Consider the following 22,439-nt stretch of genomic DNA (forward strand, 5'->3'; position numbering starts at 1 on the left):
GAGGTGACATATTGCCATCATTGCCTGCAAGGTCGATAGCCCGGCCGTTAACGCGCCCGCAGCGCCGGACGCAGTGACGAGTCGCCGAGCAGATGCAGGGTTTCTTCAAGGACGTCGACGTCGGCGATGAGGCTGGCGAAATCCCAGTAGCGGTTGAACGTATCGGATGTGCGGTGGTAGGTGTTCGAGTCATAGAAATCATGCCGCTTGATGCCTTCCTCAATGCCTCCTTTGAGCAAATCGTCGCCAGTGCTCACCTGCACCGTGGGGATATCAATTTTGGCGAAACTTGCCTGATCGGAGCGAAAAAAATATCCCGCCGAAGGCTCTTCATCGAGGCTGATTTTGCGCCCGAGGGTGTGGGCAGCGCTGACAAACACCTCGGGCAAATCGGACTGATCGCCGTCCACCAGAAACAGGTCACGGGTCCTGCCAATCGGTACGAAACCATCGACATTGAGCGCCGCCACCACATCCAGCCCCGTCTCGCGGATCAACTGTGCGACCCGTGCGGAACCGTGCATTCCGACCTCCTCGGCAGACGTCCAGGCAAAGAGCACCGTGCGCCGCAGCGGCGCCGTGGCGGACAGACGCCTGGCCAGCTCAAGCAAGACCCCCACACCGATCGCGTTATCGACAGCGCCGGGGTAATAGCCTCTGCCGTCGGCGGTTTTGCCGAGGTGATCCAGGTGCGCGCAGAACAGGACACACTGGCGGGGAAACAGTCGGCCCTTTTTCATCGCCAGCACATTCCGGCAATGCCGAATGACAATGTCGCAATCGAGCCGCAGTTGCAGGTGTGCATCGAGCCGGCAGGGGCGTCCCGCGATTGGCCTGGGGGCAGCGATGAATGCATCAAGGTCAACACCGCCGTCGGCTAACAATCGCCGGGCAAACCGTTCGCTGCAGAACCCTTCGAAATCCAGCCGACTGCGCACAGCGTGCGGAAGAAAGCGAAACGGCCGGCGCATTTCGTCCTGCACAAGGTGAAACGCGCTGCCGAACAGTTCATCGGTGTGGACGATAATGACGCCCGCCGCACCCTGGCGGGCCGCTTCCTCGTATTTGTATTCCCAGCGCCCGTAGTAACTCATGCGCTGGCCGAGGAACAGTTCGCCTCCCGGGCTGTTGCGTCCAGGATCATTGGGTAACACCACGACCACTTTGCCGACGACATCCAGTCCGGCGTAATCGTCCCAGTCGAACTGCGCAGCGACAATGCCATAGCCGACAAAGACCAAAGGCGCGTGGTCGAGCCAAACCCTGGTTTGCTGTGAGCGAATCAGCAGTTCATCGTCCTGTTCGAGGTCGTAGCGGGTATCACCCTGAATAATCGTCCGACAACTTTCGGCGCCGGATCGCGCCGTGGCGCAACCGAGGGGTACTGACTGGAACAGGCCCCGGCGGCCCTGCCAGGGCGTCAACCCCAGTGCCCGTACTTTTCGCGCAATCCACAGGGAGGCTCGCCACGCACCCGGCTCCCCTGCCCCGCGCCCGGCAAAACGGGCGCCGGCCAGGGTTCGACAGGCGTCGGCGAGCGCTGCCGCATGCAGCTTGTTTTTCAGGTAACCGCGAAACACCGGGGCACGAGAGTTTTTTTGCCTGGTTTTTTTCAGGAGCGCGCGTCGCATGTCGGCTCCCCTTCCGCCGGCCACTTGAACAGTCGTGCGGCGTTGTCAAAGAACACTTGCCGGTGATACTGCTCGTCGATGGCACTGGCGCACGCGGCCACGTAGCCAGGGTAGTCGACGCTGGGCCAGCCCGATCCGAAGAGGAACCGCTCCGGTTTGCCGGTGTAATCGAGCATCCAGCGGATCGGTTCGACCATCAATCGGCCAAGCGTGGCTTGCGAAACGTCGCTTAGCGATCCTTCGATGATCGAACTCAGTTCGAGCCAGACATTGTGGTTTTTCGCCGCCAGCACAGCGGCATCGGTAAACCACGGGTTACCGCTGTGAACCAGAACGAAGTTCACGTCCGGGTGGTCCACGATGACCTCGTCCAAGCTGAGTGGATGGGCGTACTTGAGCTTGGAGCGATGCCAGCCTGTGTCGCCACTGTGGAACAGCACAGGAACATCAAACTCACGCGCCAGAGCGTACAGCGGCATGAGCCTGGGATCGTCAGCATGCACGTGCATAAATCCCAGATTGATTTTGATGGCCCCATAGATACCGCGCGCCAGTCCCTGCGCCAGCGACTCTGGCGACCACTCAGGCTGAGCGATGACCGCGCACCTGGCCACGCCCAGCGCCTGCAACTGCCCGGCATCGCAACCGGGGTTATGCGAATCCGTTACGGATGCGCGGATGTCGAAGCGCGCTTGCAGCGCCTTGAATGCTTGCAGACTGTCAGCTCGCGCAAATTCGGTATGCACATGCGCGTCGAAAACAGGCCCGGAATAACGACTCATCGAAGACTTCCTTGTGTAGACGACCCTCATTGCCGCGCATCCAGTTGCGCGGTTTCTCAAGCGCTAGCTGCTGGCACTGCTGTAAGAGCGCAGCGCAAACAGCCAGAACACCCGTGACAGACAAACAAACGCGACGGCAAAAAGCAGCGCGCCCATGACTTCCTGCCAGCCGACCATGCCCATCGCCGCCGCTACCGGGACATTGGAAACGAAATACACCGGGACCAGAAACGTCAGGACCATGCGGACCGTCTGCGGAAACGCCGTGACCGGAAACCGCGCGATCTCCATGAGCGTGTAGCTGATGATCCAGACATCACCGATCTTCACAAACCAGATCGACAAGGTGCAGGTAATCAGAAACAACGAGTAGAAGATCGCCACCCCTGCCGCCATCAACCCCAGAAACGCCGCGAGATTGCCCAGCCCTAGCGCACCTTCGCTGTGCATCGCATACACAACGACCGCGAGCCCGATCAATACGCGGGGCAGTTCCCAAAGGCTGATTTTCGAGCATGACACCAGAAACTGGCTGTCGACCGGGCGCACCAGCATGTAGTCCAGATCCCCGGTGCGCACTTGCTCCGACAGCGCATGCAGGCTCGGAAACAGCCAGACCTCAAGCAAACCTTCCAGCACCAGAGCCACGCCGAACAGCGCCAGTACCTGATGCAGGTTCCAGCCGCCCAGACTTCCGACTTCGCTGAACATGGCATCAAGGAAGTACAGCGCCAGGAGCATCCCGACCACCGTGTTCAGGGCATTGGTGACGGCATTGATACGAAACTCCAGTTCCGCAAGCATCGAATGCCTGATCAGCGCCAGCAGCACTTTCAACGGTCGCAGGTTCATATGCCGGCCCCCGAAAAACGCTTCAACCCTTGGCGCCACAGCCCCCGACGCAGCCCCACCAGCAGCACCACCCAGAACAGTTGCACCGCAAACCCCTGCAGCAGATCGCCGTCGGCGGCCTTGCCGATCAGCACCTTGACCGGAAAATCCAGTGAGGCGGAAAACGGCAGCAGCGCCACCAGATGACGGGTCGCTTCGGGAAACAGGTCAACCGGAATCAGCATGCCGCCCAGCACCGTGTACATCGACCAGACCATTGCATCCAGCGCCAGCGAATTGGCCATCCAGAACGCAAGCAGGCCGACGCAGTAATAGATATGGAAAATAATGATCCAGGCCAGCACCAGCGAGACGAGGAACAACGGTAATCGCCAGGCGACAGCTGCCAGGTCGATGGCAAACAACGAGGCGCCGACACAGAACACGGTGATGACGATCGGTGCGCGCACCACCATCTGCCCCAAATGCTCTGCCACGTGAAACCAGAAAGGTGCGACCGGTTTCAGCAGTCGACCGGACAGCGTGCCTTGGCGGATTTCGTCGTTCAGAACGAAGATGACCCATACGGCAGTCAGCTGTCTGACCAGATAGATGCCGAGGAAATACGCCACGAAATCACTGGGCGCATAACCGCCGATGACCTTGTCCCGTGACAGCTCCCACCAGATCATCATCATGAACAACGGTGCGACGCCGCTGATCAACCAGACAAACAACTGCGCCCGGTAGACCACGGTCACCAGCACGCTTGTGCGCAGCAGGCGTCCGGCAATGCCGGGCCACGAAGCCAGCCCAACCATTACGCGTGCTCCTTTGGCAGCAGCAGGCGCGGAAACGCCTGCTCCAGGGAGGGCGTCTGGATCGAGATGTCTGTCACCGGAAAGTTCGCCAGCAGTTGCGCCACGGTGTCGGCGAATTGCTCTTCAGGCACCAACAGCTCGGCACTATCACTGTCCAGACTGAGCAGAGTGCCGTAAACGCTCAGTTCGTCACTGCCCACTTGCGAGGAAAAGCGCAGGCTGACCTGGCGTTCATTGACGTGCGCCTTGACCAGTGCCTGACGTGCGCCATCGAACACCACGCGTCCCTGATCCAGCACAATGACGCGGTTGGCCAATGCCTCGATGTCCGCCATGTAATGTGAGGTGAGAATAATCGTGGCGCCGGACTCGCGATTGTACTCAAGGAGGAATTTGCGGATGGCGACCTGCATCTCCAGATCGAGGCCGATGGTCGGCTCGTCGAGAAACAGGATACTCGGGCGATGCAGCAGCGACAGGATGAGCTCGCATTTCATCCGCTCGCCCAGCGACAGCTTCCTGACTGGACGCCGAATGATGTCACCGGCCGACAGCAACTGGCACAGCTCATCGATCCGGCGCCTGCATTCGACAGGCGCAATATCGTACAGCGCACCATGAAGATGGAAGGACTCCAGCGCCGGCAGATCCCATGTCAGTTGCTGCTTTTGCCCCATCACCAGGGCAATCGACTTGAGGAACTCCGCGCGCCGCTTGAACGGGTCATGGCCCAATACCGAAAGATGGCCGCCGCTCGGTCGCACGATACCCGAGAGCATTTTCAGCGTGGTGGTCTTGCCCGCGCCATTACCGCCGAGAAAACCGACCACTTCACCCGCGTCTATCGAGAAGGAAACATCCGTAACAGCCGGCACGTACGTCTTCTCGCGACGAAAGTAACGCAACAGGCTGCGCGACTGGTCGTCACGGGCCCGGTAAACCTCGTAAACCTTGCTGATACCACACAGCTCGATTGCTTTTGACATACCTATCCTTGAAATCCCGCATCCTTCACTTCGGTCAACACGCCAGCATGTAACGGTGGCGATCCCTGTATGTTGGCGTACTCAGCCACGGCGAGCCAGCAGTTGATCGTGATGGGCTTGCACAGACAAACCGTCGTCGATCACCAGGCAAACCGCAGGCGCCAGACTCGATCGGGCCAACAGGCCGAGGCCGAGTACTTCTTGCAGTTTGAAACCGGCCGCCTGCAGCAACGCCTTCGTCCGATCGACGTCGACCGTGATCAGGTGCACCAGACACGGCGCCGCCATCAGAGCGGTCGACGCGTTGCCAGGTAACGCCTGACGCTCAAGAAAGGCCAGACGCTGCTGGCCGATCATCAAGCGTCCCGGCTCCATTGCGATGCTGACCCGGTCATCCAGGTGTGTGAAGTAATGGTGTTGTTCCTGCTTCGGCCGGGCACAGAGCAATGACACTCCGCCGAGCGCAAACAAACCGTTATCCGAAACTTGAGTGGCAAGGTCGCCACCGATGCCGCGCACGTACTCGATGAGCGACACACTGACATCGCCCGTATCACCGGCGGGTAAGTTGGCGATCAGCCAGGCCGGCGCTGTCTCCCCCGCCGGAGCCTTGGCCGTCAGAGTCAGGGCTGCGCGCTGCGAGGGCAAAAGGCACGCCAGATGTGCCACCAGATCCGTTGAACACAGCCAGATTGAACAGCCTCGATCGCTCCCCGGCGCATTGCCCGTGCAGAACTCCAGATACCCGCCGCTCAAGCGGAAGAATGCGCTGACGCGGCCATCATCGTGACGCACTTGTCGCGTATGCGCCATGAAGCCTGCGCGAGTGAACTGACCGATGACCTCATCGAACAAGCCTTGCGACACGGGGTAGACGACGTGATCCAGATGGGAAATCACCGGCGCCTTCCCCGCAAAGCACATCGCTCACCCGCTACACCTGGCGACTGCCGCAATGGTTTTTTGCGCTGCGTCACGCAGCTACGCCTGTCGAGGCTTTTGTGCCTCGGGTGCAGAGCGTTACGCCATGCTCGTGCACACCACCACGTTTCTCCTCCTGGCTGACGGCTTGCAGGCCAGCCGCTTCGAAAGCTTCGAGGAATCGGCTGCGTGACCAGCGTGTCAGCTTGACCTCCAGCTCTTGCTCCCATCCCTGCGACTCTTCGCTTTCTTCGTAATAGTCCACCATGACAATCAGCTCGCCACCGGGCGCCAGCAGGCCGGCGGCTTTTTCGATAGCGGCGGTGACGTCTTCGAAGTAATAGAACACCTCCATGGAAAAAATCAGCTCAAACTGCATGCCCGCCGGTGGGCGCCAGTTCATGAAACTCTCGACATCGATGTCGACATTGTTGCAATCCTCGACTCTGGTTCTGCACATGCGCGCCATTTCCTGACTGAGCTCCACAGCCCGGCAATAGCCGTTTGCAAACTTCGAGCGAGTCATATACTCCAGGGCATATCCGTTGCCCGGACCGATCTCCAGGTAGCGACCTGTAGACGATTCAAGCGCGGACAATACCGGCTCGACCCGTGCCCAATGCTCGCGCGCCATGTCCACCGCGCCATCCTCGATGGCCCATTCGTCGAAGAGCGTCTCGACTTGCAGTTCGTGACTCATCCAACACTCCTGTTTACTGCCGGGGTTCGATCCACGCTAGCGGATCCATTGATAAAAATGCACAGCGTTACGGTGCGAGCCAATCACCAGGTGCCCATCATCAGTGAGCAACGGAGAGGAATGAAATCCCGTGTCGTGCTCCAGTTGCCACAAGGTTTGTCCGCTATGTTGCGCCAGGCAGTGCAAACGCTCGTCGGTGCCGACGAACAACGCGTCGCCGCTTGGCAGCACGGTAAAGGGTGTGTAGCGGAACTCGCAGGCGAGATTGACCCGCCACAACATCTTCAGGCTGTGCAGATCAATGCCGTACACGTGACCGTCATTGCTACCGACGTACGCCACACCTTCCGGTGACAGACTCGGACACGAGACCACGAAACCGTCGGTGTGAAATTGCCGCAGCACCGTACCGTCGGCAGCATCGAAGACAATGATCTTGCCGTCGACTTCGGTGCCGATGATCCCGCGCCCCGAGGCATGATCGATCGCAGCAGTGCCTTCAAACCGGCTGGTTTCGGTAATTCGCCAGCGCTCCTCGCCTTCGGGGCTGAAGCACATCAGCACATTGTCTGTACCGACAATGACATTGCCGTTCCCGTCCAGTGCCGGCGAGCTATAGAGGTCATCCTCAACCTGCTCGTCAAACGACTGCTTCCACAGCAACGTGCCCGAAGCGTGGTCGACGGCGTAGAGCGTATGGTCGTAGCTGCCGGCGTAGACGATATGTCTGGCGGAGTCGATGGTCGGGCTGGCGTGAAACGGCCCTTGCGCCTGAAACGTCCACAGGCATTCGCCGTCACGGGTTATGCGACGTAGCAGATGGTCCTCGCAGCCCACGACGAAACTGCCGTCCGCCGACACGGCAGGCGAGCTATAGACCGGTCCCTGAGTCGCAAACCGCCACTGCGGCTCGCCGTCACTCAAGCGTACGCACTGCAAGCTGTTGTCCCAGCAGCCGAACAGAATCCGGTCATCAGCGATCCTGCCGGGAATGCTCCATACCCTCTCGTCGCAGGAAACCGTGCGTTGAAAAGCAGGAGGAGCCTGCCAGTTCTTGTACGAAGTTTCGCGCCAGGGTCTGTGGCTGCGCAGCGCCTGGTTGTTTTTGTACCAAGTGCTTTGCAGGTGCTGCGCATATGCCGTTGCGGGTCCGTTCAGCATGAGGTGTGCCTGGCACTTTCAATACCGCCGCCGTACTTCTCGGAGATTTCGACTTTGTAACCGTTAGGATCAATAAAATAAACGGAACGTGAAGAATGGTATTGAACTTCATAGTCCGGCAGCAACTGTACGCCGTGATCGCGAAGTTGCGTCAGCACCCGATCGAAGTCTTCTACTAAAATCCCGAAGTGGGTAATTTCCAGTCCGTCGTTTTTTACGCCGCGGCCTTCTGCATATTCATGCATGCACAAGTAAAGTGTTTCATTGGCACCGATCGTCATCCAGCGGGTAAATGCGCGAATGCCCACTTCCTTGACTTCGAAGCCAAACACGCGCGCATAAAAATCGCGACTCTCTTCAATGTCGGCGACGTCCAGTTGAATATGATCCACAGCAACTATCTTGATCTTGTCGAGTGCAGCGCTCATTGGACTAACCCTCGATATTCGTCGGGCAATATACCGTCAGCTTGCCAACGGTCGATGCAGGACGTGAAGAAAGGTAATTGTTCTGGAATGTGCTGTAAGGCAACCTCATAACCGGCGATGCCTGCGGATATATTGGTCGTGTCCAGCGACAAGGTGTCTTTGAATGCCGCCAGTGCCTGATCGAAGTTACCCATTTGCTGATGACAGGCACCGATCATGTACTGCGAATACGTCACGCGTGGAAAACCGATATCGTAAGCTTGCTGATAACGTTGCAACGCACGCTGCCACTGCTGATCCTTGACTTCGATTTCAGCAGCCTCGTGATAGGAAATGCTCCAGTGAGGATCGTAGGCGATCAACTCGTCGGCCACCTGGCGTGCGCTCTCGATGTCGCGGGCGACATAGAGCATTTCCTTGAGCTTGGATTCGTAAACAGTCTTGCGCGCTTCCCTTGCCGGAATACTCGCGCCTTTTTCTCCACGGATGACCGCATCGGCATATTCTTCGGCCAGCAGCATGTATTGCCGCGTGGTTGCCACATCGCCCCGGGCTGCCGGCACCATGGCCAGTCCGCGATAGAACGATGACAGCGAAACCAGATCCACCGGCGCGTCGCTCGAAGCAATCTGCCGGGCGGCCTTTTCGCCAGCGTCGATGAACCATTTATTCAATTCATCATCGATGGAATCGCCTTTCAGTTTCCAGACAATCGCCTGCGAGCAAACGTCCAGAACCCTGGACGGTGGCATACGTTGAGCCTGTAGCAATGCCTTGAGCGCAGTGAAGTCTTGCTGATGCGAAGTGGTCATTTCAAGACGGTTCTGAATGGCAAACCGGGTCAGATGAAATGTCACACGCTGGTCGGGAAACAGTGCCTCGTAAGGGATTTTCGTCAGGACCTGATTGGCGTAACGGTACCTGCAACTGGCGGCCAGACATTGCGCGAGGCTCAATTTCTGCACTGGCGGGGCCCACTCCAGCATGTCGGCCAACCACTTGACCTTGGTCACCGGGCCATCCATCGGGTAGGAAAAAAACTCCAGTTCGTCGACACCGATTGCGTGGCGCTGCGCCACTTCAATCAGCGTTGAGGGCTCAAGCAGTTGAGGCACCCGGTAAGGCACCTCATCGAAGTTCTGCTCCGCTAGCCCCGCACACACGGAGCGCGACCAATTCGTCGGATGGGCGCCTGAGTCATCATAGAAAAACACGGCGCGCGAAAAAGCATCGTCCAATTTGCTGTGCATATCACTTTCCCTAATGACATGTAGAAACTGCGCTGTCGAGATTAAATACGGCCGAAACAATGCTTCGGCCGTACCTCACAAGACACCGGTATCTTGTGTACAGCGGACAATCAGAGGATGAACAGTGCCGAAAGGATTCGGTTCTGTACGCTATTGAACTTAATCATGTTGAAGCTCCTTTTTAAAAGTATGCATGGCCTATCCATGCGATTCCGTTACTTCGTTCACGACCGAATCTTTCAATGCGGCCGAAATGGAAGTTACTGCTTCTCAGAGGATGAACAGCGCCGACAGCATCCGATTTTGTACGCTTTGATATTTGATCATTTCACTGTCTCCATGTGATTTAAAGTTTGCTGCAAATTGCAGCGACGTAAGATTTAGCTGTCGTCCGAAGATACGTCAAGGAAGTTTGTGAGAGGCACGCGCCAGGGCCAAACGAACCTTCTAGTTAGTTCCGTTGGTGTTTTTCGACGTGTATCAATGATTTAAATGAAAAATAACCCGATCATGTTTTTTGCGATGCGCGACGGTGCACAGAAAGTTACCCGCCGTCGCGCCTCGCAATTTCGGCACCTTCAGCGTTAAAAGGTACAGCAGAAACAAATTGCAACAGTCCGTGGTGAATTGACGCACCTACAAACCTCAACTAGTTTAAACAACCGTCACCGGTGGTAACTGGATGTATCCGCCGTGGGACAGCGCATTCGAATGGAGTTCGACCGGCCGACACCCGCCTCGTCAGCCGTATGATCAGGAGCGATCAACCATGAAGTCCCTTAATCTGGGAATCCTCGCGCACGTCGATGCCGGCAAGACCAGTCTTACCGAACGGATCCTGTTCGATGCCGGTGCGCGTTTGCGCCTGGGCAGTGTGGATTCGGGCAACACCTGCACCGACAGCCTTTTGCTGGAACGGGAGCGCGGCATCACGATCAAATCCGCCGTGGCCTCGTTCGAGCTCAACCACCTGCTGATCAATCTGCTGGACACCCCCGGGCACCCGGACTTCATTGCCGAGGTGGAGCGTACGCTCGCCTTGCTCGACCTCGCCGTCGTCGTGGTGTCGGCCGTCGAGGGGGTTCAGGCGCAAACCCGGGTACTGGTCAACGCCCTGCAACGAATGGCGATACCTCATGTTTTCTTCATCAACAAGGTTGATCGTAAAGGCGCCGATTTCCTGCGCACCCTGGAGGCTCTCCAGGCTCAGCTCAAGAGTCACCCGTTGGCCTTGTGCGCTGTGCGAGACGCCGGCACGGCACAGGCCACGGTCGAACGCATTGATCAGGCGTCAGCCGAGGTCACGTCACAGTGGCTGGACGTGCTGTGCGAACACGATGAGACGTTGTTGCACGACTACGTGACGGCGGCGCAAACAATCGACGGTTCGCGCCTTGAACAAGTGGTGCGCGAGCAACTGGGCAGAGGACTGGTCAATCCGGTGTTTGCCGGGTCCGCCATTACCGGTGTTGGCGTCGCACAGATGATCGAGACGCTCACGCGGTTGGCCCCGGCCAGATGTCACGATGCCGAGGCACCTGTGCTTGCCTCGGTATTCAAGATCGACCGTGGCTGGGGTGGGCACCGGCGTTTTCATGTCTGTGTCCAGGCCGGCACGCTGCACGTACGCCAATCGATCGAGACGCCGCAAGGCACCAGCCGGATCACCGCCATTCAAGTCTCCGAAAGCGGCGGTCTGCAACCGGCAACACTTGCCCGCGCAGGCCAGATCGCTTGCGTCACCGGGCTTGAAGGCGTGCGCATCGGCGATCGGATCGGCGCGTGCAGAGAACGCAACACAGCCGCGCGCACCTTTACCCCGCCGGCGATCGAAACCCATGTTTCAGCCGCTTTGCCAGCGCAGACCAAAGCCCTCTGGGAAGCATTGAGCCTGCTGGCCGAACAGGATCCGCTGATCGATTTGCGCCGAAACCCGGCGGGGCTAATGTTCGTTTCGCTGTACGGCGAGGTGCAAAAGGAAATCATCCAGGCCACGCTGCAAGAGGAGTACGCCATCGAGGCGGTCTTCGAGGAAAGCTCGGCGATCTGCGTTGAAACCTTGCAAGCGTCTGGTCAGGCCCAGGAATCAATCGATGAGCCCGACAATCCGTTTCTCGCCACCGTCGGTATTCGTGTCAGTCCCGGGGCGGCAGGATCGGGGCTCACGTTCATTCGTCAGGCCCATGCCGGGCTGATGCCGACGAGCTTCTACAAAGCGATTGAAGAATCGGTCTTCGAGAGTCTCAAGGAAGGCCCGTGCGGCTGGATGGTTCACGATTGCGAGGTGATATTGACCACCGTCGACTATGCATCGCCCTCAAGCACTGCGGCTGATTTTCGACACCTCACACCGCTGGTACTGGCTGCCGCGATCAGCCGCGCCGGCACCGCGGTCTGCGAGCCGCGCAGCCAGTTCAGCATCGAAGTGCCGGCGGCCTTGAGCAGCGCGGTGCATGGTTTGCTGGCCAAGGCCGGGGCCACAATCCATGGCACCACGCTGGACGCCGAGACCGCGCGGATCGAAGGCTCGATCGTCACCACGCGAATCTACAAGTTGCAGCACCAGATACCCGATGTCACCAGCGGCCTTGGTTTTATGGAAAGCCAATTGGCCACGTATACGCCAGTCACGGGCACTGCGCCTCGCCGGGAGCGCACCTTGGCCAACCCTTACAATCGCCAGGATTACCTGCGGCAAGTCAGACTGGGCTTGCGCACCGGACGGCCGGCAAGCAGTGCTTGATGGCTATTGAACCGGCGGCTGGCTGATCTGATTGAGATGACTGACATCGGCGGCCGGCAGGTGCAGTTGTGGCGCCGCCATGATCTCGCGCAATTGCTCGACAGTACTGGCCCCCACCACGGGTGCCACCACCGCAGGTTGCGCCAGCAACCAGGCAAGTGCGACTTGCGTACAGCTGCTGTCGCAGTCCCGTGCAATCCGGCGCAGTGATTCAAGGATCTGCCAGTTGCGCTCGTTGAAGTAATCTCTCTGTACACCCGGCGCCCGCGGAGAATCCGGCAATCCTGCCTGCGGGTGGTACAGGCCAGACAAAAAGCCCTTGGCGAGCGGGTTGTACGGCAAGAGTCCAACACCCTCTTCCACGCACAATGGCTGCAGTTCGGATTCGACACGACACCGTTCGAGCAGGTTGTAGCGTTCTTGAACACTGACGTAACCGACCAGTGCGTTGCGCTCGCTGATCGCCAGTGATTTCATCAGGCGCCAGGCCTTGAAGTTGGAGCAGCCGACGTAACGCACCATGCCCCGCTGCACCAGATGTTCGAAGGCGCGCAGGGTTTCTTCGACCGGAACATCATCGTAGTCATCATGGGCCTGATACAAATCGATGCAGTCGACTTGCAATCGCTCCAGCGAACCCTCCACAGCCTTGACGATGTGCCGCCAGGAAAGCCCCTCGTCATTGGGCCCGGGCCCCATGCGCCCGGACACCTTCGTTGCCAGCAATACCTCATTACGCCTGGCCGTGGTTTTCAACCAGCGTCCGACGAACTCCTCAGAAGCCTTGCCACCTACACCGTCGCCCAGAACCGGGTAGACATCCGCGGTGTCGATCAGGTTACCGCCCGCTTCGACATAGGCATCGAACAAGCGGCGTGAGGTAGGCTCGTCGACCCACCAGTTGCATTGTGCGGTTCCCATCGCAATCGCGGAAACCTTGAGTCCCGAGCGTCCCAGTCGTCTGTAGTTCATGATCGATATTGCCGTCCCTGTTACGCAGCTTCCATGATGTCGCGGGGCAGTATAGTGGAGTCTCGGCACCTGCCCCCTTCAAAGCTGACTGCTTTGCAGGTGTCACAAATACCACCGGTACTCCCGCGCACTGATCTCCTGCATAAACGCCAAATGATCCTGGCGTTTATTTTCGCAATACACATCCACAAACTCCGCGCCCAACCCTTCCCGCAACTGCGGCTGATGCTGCATCGCACGCACGGCCTCGAACATGTCTTTAGGGAAGTCGATCCCGCTGCTGCGATCTTCATTCAGCGGCGCAATCGGTTCCTTGCCCGACGCCAGCCCATGCTCCAGCCCCACCAGAATCGCCGCCAGCACCAGATACGGGTTGGCATCCGCACCCGCCAAGCGATATTCAACCCGCAAATTCTTCACGTCCGACTCCGGAATCCGCAAGCACGCATCACGATCCTCAAAACCCCAACTGGCTTTGGTCGCGGTGTTCACCGTACCGCCCAATCGGCGCATCGAGTTCTGGTTCGGCGCGAAGATCGGCATGCTGTGCGGCAGCAATTCCAGACACCCCGCGACTGCATGGCGTAGCGGCTGCTGCTCATTGGCCGCCAACAGATTATTGCCGGCTGCATCGTACAAACTGACATGCACATGCATGCCGCTGCCCGGATGCTGCAAGTACGGCTTGGCCATGAAACTGGCGCGATAACCATGCTTGAGCGCCACACCGCGCGTGCTGCGGCAGAACAACGCCGCCCAATCGGCCGCACGTAAGCCATCGTCGAGATGGCCGAAATTGATTTCAAACTGTCCGGGGCCGAGTTCAGCGGTAATCACCGTGGCGTCGATACCTTGCGCCCGCGTGGCTTCGACCATGTCATCCAGCACCGGCGCGAAGCGCGAGAGCCGCTCGATGTGCAGGTTCGGTTGATCATCGGCGTCGTCAGTCAGGTCGTCGCGGGGGAATTGCGGCAGACCGTCGCGCAGCTTTTTATCGAACAGGTAGAACTCCAGCTCGAACGCCACCACCGGGTGAATGCCTTTGCGAGCGAGACGCTTGAGCACCTGCGCGAGCACTTCACGGGGTTCGAATTCGATCGGTTTTTCCGTGCCGTCCGAGGTGATCAGCATCTGCCCCAGCGGCTGCGCTTCCCAGGTCACCGGCTTCAAGGTGCCCGGCACCAAACGGCGCACGGCATCCGGGTCTCCGTCGTTGAAGCAGTAATCACCAATCGGGAACAAACCACCCTGCACGCCCAGTAATACGCAGTTCTGCGGCAGTTTCAGTGCGCTGCCAGCGGCGACTTTTTCGAGCATGTCGATTGGATAACGCTTGCCATAGAAGTGCCCGGGAATGTCCAGGCAAATCAGGTCGACATAACGCACCTCGGGGTAGTGTTGGCGAAACGCCCGTACTTCGGCGAGCAGGTCAGCGCAGACAGCGTCCATCGTGTTCATCCTTTATGGTTATCAGGTGTAGACCCAGAGCACGCGGGTGAGCTGCTCGGTGAGGTTGCCGTAGCGGCAGCGGGTATGACTGTCGAACTGAAAGCTGTCGCCGGCCTTCAGCGTGGTCGGTTCTTCGTCGTCGCCCAGCCATAAGGTCAGCTCGCCTTCGAGGACATAACCGCCCTGCTCCGAGCTGTCGGTCAGATGGCGATCACCGCTGCTCGCGCCGGCTTCCAGATGGCTTTCGAGCATGGAGAACGAGGCGCGGATCTGCGGCGACACCAGAATGTCGGTGATGCCATTGGCGTAATACAGCGTGCGACGCTCGTCCGGGCGCGTTACCCACGGCAATTCCTTGGGTTTGGGCAGGCTGTAGAAATACGTGGTCGGCACGCCAAAGGTTTCGCTGATCGCGGTCAGATCCGCCACGGTCGGCCGCGACAAACCGCGCTCGACCTGCGACAGGAAGCCGACCGAACGGCCGATCTTGTCGGCCAGTTCCTTGAGGGTCCATTTCTTGTGCTTGCGCAGGTCGTGGATGAGGATCGCCAGCGCGGCGATTTCTTCTTTCTTGTTCATGGTCAACGTCTCATCAAATACTGTCGCGCAGTCGATACCAGGCCTTACCGATGGCTTCCAGCGGTGCGGCGAAATGCTTGCCACCGGGGAAACGGCCATTGCTCAGGCCCTGGTACAACGCCAATTCATCACTATCGCCGAGGATCGCATTGGACACTGCACGTGCGGCAGCCAATGTCGGCAGGACGCCGTGGCCCGAATAGCCTTGCAGCCAATAACGATTGTCCGCGCCGCCGACATCGGGTGTGCGGTTCATCGTCAGGTCTATATGCCCGCCCCAGGCAAACTCGATGCCGACGCCTTTGAGCTGCGGGAACACCCGCTCGAGAAACGGCCGTGTTGCCGCCGCGATGTCCTTGGGCATGCCGCCCAGGTAAGTGCAGCCACCGCCGAACAACAAGCGGTTGTCCGGTGTGCGGCGGAAGTAATCGAGGACGAACTGGTTGTCGGTCACGCAAACGTTGCGCGGCAACAGCGCGCTGGCCTGCTCAGGGGTGAGCGGTGCGGTGGCGACCTGATAAGTACCCACTGGCAGAATGCAGCTGGACAGGTGCGGGTCGAGTTCATCGAGATAAGCGTTGCACGCCAGCACCAGCACATCGGCGCGCACCGAACCGCGCTCGGTGTTGACCCGGAAACCGTCGCCCTCCTCCTGATAACTCAACGCCTTGCTTTGCTCTTGGATACGCCCGCCGGCCCGCTCGATGGCGGCCGCCAGGCCCAAGGCCAGTTTCAGAGGATTGAGGTGTGCGCCCTCTGGATCGTAAAGCCCGGCCTGATAGCGATCGGTGGCCACCCATTCCGGCAATTGTTCACGAGGGATGAACTGCAACACATCGTGGCCCCACTTGTGACTGGCCTCGTGTTGCCATTCGCTGAGCAAGCTGACCCGCCGTGGCATCACCGAGGTCCACAAGTGCCCGGACCGATAGTCGCAATCGAAACCATGGCGTCCGGGCAATTCGCGCAATTCGTCGGCAGCCCAGCGCATGCCATCCCAAAGCTGTCTGGCCCGCTCATAACCGAGCGCGGCTTCCAGCGGCGGCATATCGCACGACCAACCGAGAATCGCCTGCCCGCCATTACGCCCCGAGGCCGCCCACGCCACGCGACTGGCCTCCAGCACGATCACGCGCTTGCCCGCCAGGGCCAGACGCAGCGCCGTGTGCAGACCACTGAAACCGGCGCCGATGATCACCACGTCGGCGTCATGTTCGCCTTCCAGCACCGCTCGATCACGCAGAATATCGGCGCAATTGTGGGCGTAATAGCTGTCGACGTGCTGGCTGGATTGCTGAAACATTCGCGACCCCATGAAATTTGTTTCTTTTAATTTCATGAAAATCTACAGAAAAAATTTCACACAGGCAACTCCACCTTCGCGATCAACCCTCCGCTCTTGCGATTGCTCAGCGTCAATTCACCACCCTGCTCACGGACGATGGCTCGCGCGGCGGAAAGACCCAGACCCACACCGCCGGTGTCACGATTGCGCGAAGTCTCCAGCCGAAAGAACGGATCGAAGACCTGCTCCAACGCCGCCTCGGGAATGCCCGGACCGTCGTCGCTGACCTCGATGCGAATCGAATACTCGTCACGCTTCAACGCAATGACCGGACGCTGCGCATACTTCAGCGCATTCTCCAACAGATTGACGACCACCCGTTTGATCCCCAGTGGCCGGCCTTCATACACCAGATGCGCCGGGCCGCCGAAGTCGACATTGATCTGCTGATCACGGTAATCATCGACGATGGTTTGCAGCAGCTCCGACAGATCAAATGCTGTGGTTTGCTCGCGGTGCGTGTCTTCGCGGAAGAACGCGAGCGCGGCGTTGATCATCGACTGCATCTCCTCGACGTCACGAATCAGTTTGCCCTGATGATCGAGGTCTTCCATGAACTCGCTGCGCAAACGCATGCGTGTCAGCGGCGCACGTAAATCGTGGGAGATCGACGCCAGCATGTGCGTACGCTCGGCGATGAAATGCTGGATCTGCGCCTGCATGGTGTTGAAAGCGATGATCGCCTGACGGATTTCGTCGGGGCCTTCGAGCTTGATCGGCGGTGCTCGCAGATCGGTGCCAAATCGTCTGGCGGCGCGGGCGAAACGCTGCAAGGGGTTGGCCAGTTGGCGGGTGGCGACCCAGGCAACGAGCAGCGTGGCAATCAGGCCCAATGCGATGACGATGATGATACGCGCGCCAAACTCCAGGCCCCAACTGCGCTCAGGCGGGATAAAGGATAACCAGCTGCCATCGACCAATTGCACGACAGCGGCGTAATGCGCCTGGGCGCTGCCTTTCGGCCAGTCGCCCGGGCTGAACACCTCGATTTTTCGATCATTGCCCAGCAGTTGCTGCAGCACCGGCACCCGGCTCGCTGGCAGGCGAAGGCCGTCATTGGGCAGATCGAAGTCGGCGCGCTGTGCTTTCCATGACACTTGCAGCATGGCGCTGCTCGCCGCTGCGGCCAGTTGCGGGCGCAGGTTGGCCGGGGCCGCCTCGATCACCCGCGAGGTCGCGGCAATCTGCTCGAGCAGGCCGGTGCGTTCAATCGGTGGCCGCGCCCAGATCCCGGCGACTTGCACGAACAGTGCATTCAACGCCAACGACGCGACCATCGCCGCAATGATCGTCAGGGCGATGCGCCGGCGCAGGGTGTCGCCACGCCACAGTCGGCGAATCACGAGCGGCTGACCTTGGCGGTGAACAGATAACCGCCGTTGCGCACAGTACGGATCAGGTCCGGGCGCTTGCTGTCCGGCTCGATCTTGCGCCGCAGGCGGCTGACTTGCACATCGATACTGCGATCAAAAGCGTCGTGACCGTGGCCGTGGGTCAGGTCGATCAACTGCTCGCGGGTCAGAATGCGTTGCGGATGATCGAGGAACACCACGAGCAAATCGAACTCGCCGCCGGATAACGGAATCATCACGTTTTCCGGCGAGCGCAATTCGCGGCAGGTGATATCCAGATGCCAACCGGCGAAGCCGATCACCGGGCGTGATGGCTCGACCGGATGCCGCTGTTCACTGGCACGACGCTGCAAGGCGCGCACCCGCGCGAGCAGTTCCTGTGGGGCGAACGGCTTGGTCAAGTAATCGTCCGCGCCCAGTTCCAGCCCGACAATGCGATCACTCAGTTCGGCCATGGCGGTGAGCATGATGATCGGAATGCCCAACTGCGCGCGCACCTTCTGGCACAGGCTCAGGCCACTTTCGCCGGGCATCATCACATCAAGAATGATCGTGTCCGGACGGTTCTGCGCGATCGCCGCCCACATAGCCTCGCCGTGCGGCGCAACGTCGACTTCATAGGCGTGCTGCACGAAGAATTTCTTCAGCAGCGCGAGAATTTCCACGTCGTCGTCGACGAACAGCAGTCTGCTCACAGTTACAGATCCATGCGGCGAAAAAACGCCAATCTAAAGCCATTTCGCCGCCTGGGTCATTTATTTCAATCGAGCAACATTTCTACGCGCCAGACATCAAGCGGACATTCTCTGGCAAAACCTCGCGGGCATTCTGCGGCCATTCCAATCCAGGGGGTTCGCATGAAGCTATTGAACGACAACCATTGCGCCGAGGGGCACAACAGCAATCGTCCCTTGATCCTCAGCCAGCGCACCGCCGCGCTCGGCCCTGATACGCCGATCGTGTTTCAGGAGTCGTGCCTGAGCGTTTCCAGCGATCAGAGCCGCATCGTCCTGCGCCGCTACTTCGAGCAGTTCAGCCCGACCAATGCGCACTGGGTCGAGTACGTCCACAGCATTGCTGCCGCCGACCTGATCCAATGGATCATGAGCCACGGCCAGTTGCACATCGAATGCTCGGACAGCATCGCCACGCAACCTCACAAGGAAACCCGTTAATGACCCGCACGCATTCGCTGTCGCTGGCCCTCGCCACCACCCTGAGCCTGTCGGCCTGCAGCAGTAACAAGGTCGAACACAGCGGCTTTCTGCATGACTACAGCGTGTTGACCGAGCGCCAGTCGCCGTCCGGCCAGCCTGTCCTGGCATGGGTCAGCCCGGCGCTCGCCCGGGGCCGATATACCCAGGTTTACCTGGCGCCAAGCCAGTTTTACCCAAGTGCCGAGCCGACATCGCGGATTCCGCTGAGCACGCTGTCCGGGGTCACTGACTACTACGATGCGGCGCTGCGGCTGGAATTGGGCAAGGTGATGCATCTGGTCAACCAACCGGGGCCGAACACCCTGGTGGTGCGCCCCGCCATCACTCAAGTGGCGACCAGTACTCAGGGTTTGCGCTTTTATGAGTGGCTGCCGGTCACCCTCGTCGCTGCCGGTGTGAGCACGGCGACCGGCATCCGCGATCAGGACAGCCAAGTCGCTACCGAGGTGTCGTTCGAGGACGGTTCGACCGGCGAAGTGATTGCCGAAGTGGTGCGCAAAGGCACCGGCGTGCCGCTGGAGAACGACAAGCAGGTGTTGACTGCCGACGACGTCAAAGTGGTGCTGGATGGCTGGGCCAGCGACCTTGGCAAATCCTACGCAACCCTGCGCCGGTAACCACATTCCCCTGTAGGAGCTGCCGAAGGCTGCGATCTGTTGATGTTGTTTTTCAAGGTCAAGAGCAAAAGATCGCAGCCTTCGGCAGCTCCTACACCGGTGCGCCAGGAAAAAAAGCGCCGGGCAGTGAATTATTTCGTGTCCTCATGTATCTGAGCCAAAGAGTACGCGCCATCAAAAAGATGGCATCTACGCGGCACGATGGATCAGCAAAGAGAAGACCCGGATGAAATCACGCAAGAAAACCGTCAAGCCGATCGGCCTGAACGACATCACCATTGTCGACGACGCCAAGATGCGCAAAGCGATTACCGCTGCCGCCCTGGGCAATGCCATGGAATGGTTCGACTTTGGTGTTTACGGCTTCGTCGCCTATGTGCTCGGCAAAGTGTTCTTCCCCGGCGCCGACCCCGGCACACAGATGATCGCCGCGCTGGCGACGTTCTCGGTGCCCTTCCTGATCCGGCCGCTGGGCGGCTTGTTCTTCGGCGCCTTGGGCGACAAGTACGGACGGCAGAAAGTCCTCGCCGCGACCATCGTCATCATGTCGCTGAGCACCTTCGCCATTGGCCTCATCCCCTCCTATGCCTCGATTGGCATCTGGGCGCCGATCCTGCTGTTGCTGGCGAAAATGGCCCAAGGCTTCTCGGTGGGCGGTGAATACACCGGTGCGTCGATCTTCGTCGCCGAATACGCGCCGGATCGCAAACGTGGTTTCCTCGGCAGTTGGCTGGATTTCGGCTCGATTGCCGGTTTCGTCCTCGGTGCCGGTGTGGTGGTGTTGATCTCGACGACGCTGGGCGAAGCGAAGTTCGAGGAATGGGGCTGGCGCCTGCCGTTCTTCCTCGCCTTGCCATTGGGCATGATCGGCCTCTACTTGCGTCACGCCCTGGAAGAAACCCCGGCGTTCCAGCAGCACGTCGAAAAGCTTGAGCAAGGCGATCGCGAAGGCCTCGCCGGTGGCCCGAAAGTCTCGTTCAAGGAGGTCGCGACCAAACACTGGCGCAGCCTGATGACCTGCATCGGCGTGGTAGCGGTGACCAACGTCACCTACTACATGCTGCTCACCTATATGCCGAGTTACCTCTCGCACAATCTGCACTACAGCGAAAACCGTGGCGTGCTGATCATCATCGCGATCATGGTCGGCATGCTCTTCGTACAACCGGCGATTGGCTTCATCAGCGACAAGATCGGCCGCAAGCCTTTCATCGTGGTTGGCAGCATCGGTTTGTTCATTCTGGCGATCCCGGCGTTCATGCTGATCAACAGCGGCAAGATCGGTTTGATCTTCGCCGGCCTGCTGATGCTGGCCGTGCTGCTGAACTTCTTTATCGGCGTGATGGCCTCGACCCTGCCGGCGATGTTCCCCACGCACATTCGCTACAGCGCGCTGGCAGCGGCTTTCAACGTTTCAGTGCTGATTGCCGGTCTGACGCCGACCGTGGTCGCGTGGCTGGTCGAGAGCACCAACGATCTGTACATGCCGGCGTATTACCTGATGGTCATCGCCGTGGTCGGTCTGGCCACCGGCGTAACGATGAAGGAAACCGCCAACAAGCCGTTGCGTGGCGCCGCGCCGGCGGCCTCTGACCTCGAAGAAGCCAAGGAACTGCTGCAAGAGCACCACGACAACATCGAGCAGAAGATCGAAGACATCGATGCTGAAATTGCCGCGCTGGAGGCCAAGCGCAAGGAACTGGTGCAGCAGCATCCGCGAATTAACTGAGTCGCTTTATTCACTCATCCAAATCGCCCGGTCAGCCAAATCGGCTGACCGCGGCATCGATGAACTGGCGCACTTTCGCGGTCTTCTGCCGATGCGCCGTGTACAGCAGATGCATCGCTCTGCTCGGCGCCTCAAACCCCTCCAACAACCTCACCAACTCGCCTCTGCGCAATGCCGGTTCAAGAAAGTCGGCAGGCCCCAGCACAATCCCGAAACCATCCACCGCCGCTGACAACAACGCCTTGCTCTCGTTGACGTGCAAGCGACTGCTCACCGGCACGCGCTCGACCTGCGCACCGTTGAAAAACGACCACTCGTGATCGGCAGGCCGTGACCAATAGGCATAACCCAGGCACTCATGTTGTTGCAGATCGGCGGGCACTTGCGGTGTGCCGTGTTCTGCCAGATAGCGTGGCGCCGCGCAGACAATCAAGCGATACGCGGCCAAGGGCCTGGCGGTGAGGCTAGCCGTGGCCAACGGGCCGATCCGGAAAGCCACCTCAAACCCCTCCTCCACCAGATCCACCGCACGGTCGGTCAGGTGCAGATCAATTTCCACTTCAGGGAATTCGCGCAAGAACGCGGTCATGAACGGCATCAGGCTGTACGAACCGAAGCTCACCGGCGCGCTGATCCTGAGCTTGCCGCGCGGCGTGTCGTTCATGATCTGCGCCAGTGAATCAGCGGCTTCTGCCTCAGTGACGATGTGCTTGCAGCGCTCGTAATAGGCCTGGCCCAGCTCGGTCAGGCTTTGCCGGCGCGTGGTGCGATTGAGCAACCGCGCACCCAGCCGCTGCTCGAGGGCGGCCACGTGTTTGGCAACCATTTGCGCCGACATGTCGAGGCGTTGCGCGGCACTGGCGTAGGAGCCCGCTTCGGCCGCCATCACGAAAGCCGCCATGCTGGTCAGCCGATCCATTCGAAA

21 protein-coding genes are annotated in these 22,439 nt (G+C 59.5%); 4 read left to right on the forward strand and 17 right to left on the reverse strand.

The genetic code is table 11. The annotated features are described in order from the left end of the window. Positions 1-47: 47 nt before the first annotated feature. The 10 genes from H8F23_RS16805 to H8F23_RS16850 all read right to left on the reverse strand — a co-directional run bounded on the left by H8F23_RS16805 (position 48) and on the right by H8F23_RS16850 (position 9,571). On the reverse strand, positions 48-1,655 hold the full coding sequence (locus H8F23_RS16805) for a M20/M25/M40 family metallo-hydrolase (protein ID WP_194935121.1): 1,608 nt from the start codon (positions 1,653-1,655) through the stop codon (positions 48-50). Continuing rightward, positions 1,613-2,413 carry an amidohydrolase family protein gene (locus H8F23_RS16810; protein WP_194935122.1) on the reverse strand — a complete coding sequence of 267 codons (801 nt, stop codon included), beginning with the start codon at positions 2,411-2,413 and terminating at the stop codon, positions 1,613-1,615. Before H8F23_RS16810 ends, H8F23_RS16805 begins: the two co-directional genes overlap by 43 nt. Positions 2,414-2,476: 63 nt before the next feature. Further along, positions 2,477-3,265 (reverse strand): ABC transporter permease, encoded by a 789-nt coding sequence (locus H8F23_RS16815; protein WP_194935123.1) that lies wholly within the window; start codon positions 3,263-3,265, stop codon positions 2,477-2,479. Beyond that, positions 3,262-4,065, reverse strand: coding sequence for an ABC transporter permease (locus tag H8F23_RS16820; protein WP_194935124.1), 804 nt, complete (start codon positions 4,063-4,065; stop codon positions 3,262-3,264). Before H8F23_RS16820 ends, H8F23_RS16815 begins: the two co-directional genes overlap by 4 nt. Continuing rightward, complete coding sequence (locus H8F23_RS16825; RefSeq protein WP_194935125.1) at positions 4,065-5,051, reverse strand: ABC transporter ATP-binding protein; 987 nt, start codon at positions 5,049-5,051, stop codon at positions 4,065-4,067. Before H8F23_RS16825 ends, H8F23_RS16820 begins: the two co-directional genes overlap by 1 nt. Before the next feature lie 81 nt (positions 5,052-5,132). Further along, positions 5,133-5,951 carry a hypothetical protein gene (locus H8F23_RS16830; protein ID WP_194935126.1) on the reverse strand — a complete coding sequence of 273 codons (819 nt, stop codon included), beginning with the start codon at positions 5,949-5,951 and terminating at the stop codon, positions 5,133-5,135. 73 nt (positions 5,952-6,024) lie between these two features. Beyond that, positions 6,025-6,672 (reverse strand): class I SAM-dependent methyltransferase, encoded by a 648-nt coding sequence (locus tag H8F23_RS16835; RefSeq protein ID WP_194935127.1) that lies wholly within the window; start codon positions 6,670-6,672, stop codon positions 6,025-6,027. A 36-nt stretch (positions 6,673-6,708) separates the two neighbouring features. Further along, the gene (locus H8F23_RS16840; protein ID WP_194935128.1) at positions 6,709-7,833 is read right to left on the reverse strand and encodes a PQQ-binding-like beta-propeller repeat protein; all 1,125 of its coding nucleotides are present in this window, start codon (positions 7,831-7,833) and stop codon (positions 6,709-6,711) included. Continuing rightward, on the reverse strand, positions 7,827-8,261 hold the full coding sequence (locus H8F23_RS16845; RefSeq protein ID WP_194935129.1) for a VOC family protein: 435 nt from the start codon (positions 8,259-8,261) through the stop codon (positions 7,827-7,829). The genes H8F23_RS16840 and H8F23_RS16845 overlap by 7 nt, the downstream gene beginning before the upstream one ends. Further along, on the reverse strand, positions 8,258-9,571 hold the full coding sequence (locus tag H8F23_RS16850; RefSeq protein ID WP_194935130.1) for a tetratricopeptide repeat protein: 1,314 nt from the start codon (positions 9,569-9,571) through the stop codon (positions 8,258-8,260). Before H8F23_RS16850 ends, H8F23_RS16845 begins: the two co-directional genes overlap by 4 nt. 709 nt (positions 9,572-10,280) lie before the next feature. Between H8F23_RS16850 and H8F23_RS16855 the strand changes: the two genes are divergently transcribed. Beyond that, a complete protein-coding gene (locus H8F23_RS16855; RefSeq protein ID WP_194935131.1) occupies positions 10,281-12,254 on the forward strand; it encodes a GTP-binding protein in 1,974 nt (657 codons plus the stop codon). 3 nt (positions 12,255-12,257) lie between these two features. Here the strand turns inward: H8F23_RS16855 and H8F23_RS16860 are convergent, their stop codons facing one another. The 6 genes from H8F23_RS16860 to H8F23_RS16885 all read right to left on the reverse strand — a co-directional run bounded on the left by H8F23_RS16860 (position 12,258) and on the right by H8F23_RS16885 (position 18,646). Then, positions 12,258-13,226, reverse strand: a complete 969-nt coding sequence (locus H8F23_RS16860; protein WP_194935132.1) for an aldo/keto reductase — start codon at positions 13,224-13,226, stop codon at positions 12,258-12,260. 102 nt (positions 13,227-13,328) lie between these two features. Continuing rightward, positions 13,329-14,675 (reverse strand): glutamine synthetase family protein, encoded by a 1,347-nt coding sequence (locus tag H8F23_RS16865; protein WP_194935133.1) that lies wholly within the window; start codon positions 14,673-14,675, stop codon positions 13,329-13,331. 21 nt (positions 14,676-14,696) lie between these two features. Continuing rightward, a complete protein-coding gene (locus tag H8F23_RS16870; protein WP_194935134.1) occupies positions 14,697-15,254 on the reverse strand; it encodes a helix-turn-helix domain-containing protein in 558 nt (185 codons plus the stop codon). 13 nt (positions 15,255-15,267) lie between these two features. Then, positions 15,268-16,557, reverse strand: coding sequence for an NAD(P)/FAD-dependent oxidoreductase (locus tag H8F23_RS16875; RefSeq protein WP_194935135.1), 1,290 nt, complete (start codon positions 16,555-16,557; stop codon positions 15,268-15,270). Between the two features lie 56 nt (positions 16,558-16,613). Next, a complete protein-coding gene (locus tag H8F23_RS16880; protein WP_194935136.1) occupies positions 16,614-17,942 on the reverse strand; it encodes an ATP-binding protein in 1,329 nt (442 codons plus the stop codon). After that, entirely contained in the window at positions 17,939-18,646 is a 708-nt protein-coding gene (locus H8F23_RS16885; protein WP_194935137.1) for a response regulator, read from the reverse strand. The genes H8F23_RS16880 and H8F23_RS16885 overlap by 4 nt, the downstream gene beginning before the upstream one ends. Positions 18,647-18,808: 162 nt before the next feature. Between H8F23_RS16885 and H8F23_RS16890 the strand changes: the two genes are divergently transcribed. The 3 genes from H8F23_RS16890 to proP all read left to right on the forward strand — a co-directional run bounded on the left by H8F23_RS16890 (position 18,809) and on the right by proP (position 21,514). Next, entirely contained in the window at positions 18,809-19,126 is a 318-nt protein-coding gene (locus H8F23_RS16890; protein WP_093431433.1) for a hypothetical protein, read from the forward strand. Then, the gene (locus H8F23_RS16895; protein WP_194935138.1) at positions 19,126-19,785 is read left to right on the forward strand and encodes a DUF3313 domain-containing protein; all 660 of its coding nucleotides are present in this window, start codon (positions 19,126-19,128) and stop codon (positions 19,783-19,785) included. Before H8F23_RS16890 ends, H8F23_RS16895 begins: the two co-directional genes overlap by 1 nt. 226 nt (positions 19,786-20,011) lie before the next feature. Continuing rightward, positions 20,012-21,514: a glycine betaine/L-proline transporter ProP gene (proP, locus tag H8F23_RS16900; protein ID WP_038361543.1), complete on the forward strand. Its 1,503-nt coding sequence runs from the start codon at positions 20,012-20,014 to the stop codon at positions 21,512-21,514. A gap of 31 nt (positions 21,515-21,545) precedes the next feature. Here proP and H8F23_RS16905 read toward each other — a convergent pair whose 3' ends face one another. Next, positions 21,546-22,433 (reverse strand): LysR family transcriptional regulator, encoded by an 888-nt coding sequence (locus H8F23_RS16905; RefSeq protein ID WP_194935139.1) that lies wholly within the window; start codon positions 22,431-22,433, stop codon positions 21,546-21,548. Between the last annotated feature and the right edge of the window lie 6 nt (positions 22,434-22,439).

This window comes from Pseudomonas neuropathica, from assembly GCF_015461835.1.
Taxonomy (GTDB): domain Bacteria; phylum Pseudomonadota; class Gammaproteobacteria; order Pseudomonadales; family Pseudomonadaceae; genus Aquipseudomonas; species Aquipseudomonas neuropathica.

Bases quoted from the DNA above. Each gene is read 5' to 3' on its own strand.
- H8F23_RS16810 (WP_194935122.1), bottom strand. From the start codon at position 2,413: ATGAGTCGTTATTCCGGGCCTGTTTTCGACGCGCATGTGCATACCGAA.
- H8F23_RS16815 (WP_194935123.1), bottom strand. From the start codon at position 3,265: ATGAACCTGCGACCGTTGAAAGTGCTGCTGGCGCTGATCAGGCATTCG.
- H8F23_RS16820 (WP_194935124.1), bottom strand. From the start codon at position 4,065: ATGGTTGGGCTGGCTTCGTGGCCCGGCATTGCCGGACGCCTGCTGCGC.
- H8F23_RS16825 (WP_194935125.1), bottom strand. From the start codon at position 5,051: ATGTCAAAAGCAATCGAGCTGTGTGGTATCAGCAAGGTTTACGAGGTT.
- H8F23_RS16835 (WP_194935127.1), bottom strand. From the start codon at position 6,672: ATGAGTCACGAACTGCAAGTCGAGACGCTCTTCGACGAATGGGCCATC.
- H8F23_RS16840 (WP_194935128.1), bottom strand. From the start codon at position 7,833: ATGCTGAACGGACCCGCAACGGCATATGCGCAGCACCTGCAAAGCACT.
- H8F23_RS16845 (WP_194935129.1), bottom strand. From the start codon at position 8,261: ATGAGCGCTGCACTCGACAAGATCAAGATAGTTGCTGTGGATCATATT.
- H8F23_RS16855 (WP_194935131.1), top strand. From the start codon at position 10,281: ATGAAGTCCCTTAATCTGGGAATCCTCGCGCACGTCGATGCCGGCAAG.
- H8F23_RS16860 (WP_194935132.1), bottom strand. From the start codon at position 13,226: ATGAACTACAGACGACTGGGACGCTCGGGACTCAAGGTTTCCGCGATT.
- H8F23_RS16865 (WP_194935133.1), bottom strand. From the start codon at position 14,675: ATGGACGCTGTCTGCGCTGACCTGCTCGCCGAAGTACGGGCGTTTCGC.
- H8F23_RS16870 (WP_194935134.1), bottom strand. From the start codon at position 15,254: ATGAACAAGAAAGAAGAAATCGCCGCGCTGGCGATCCTCATCCACGAC.
- H8F23_RS16875 (WP_194935135.1), bottom strand. From the start codon at position 16,557: ATGTTTCAGCAATCCAGCCAGCACGTCGACAGCTATTACGCCCACAAT.
- H8F23_RS16890 (WP_093431433.1), top strand. From the start codon at position 18,809: ATGAAGCTATTGAACGACAACCATTGCGCCGAGGGGCACAACAGCAAT.
- H8F23_RS16895 (WP_194935138.1), top strand. From the start codon at position 19,126: ATGACCCGCACGCATTCGCTGTCGCTGGCCCTCGCCACCACCCTGAGC.
- proP (WP_038361543.1), top strand. From the start codon at position 20,012: ATGAAATCACGCAAGAAAACCGTCAAGCCGATCGGCCTGAACGACATC.
- H8F23_RS16905 (WP_194935139.1), bottom strand. From the start codon at position 22,433: ATGGATCGGCTGACCAGCATGGCGGCTTTCGTGATGGCGGCCGAAGCG.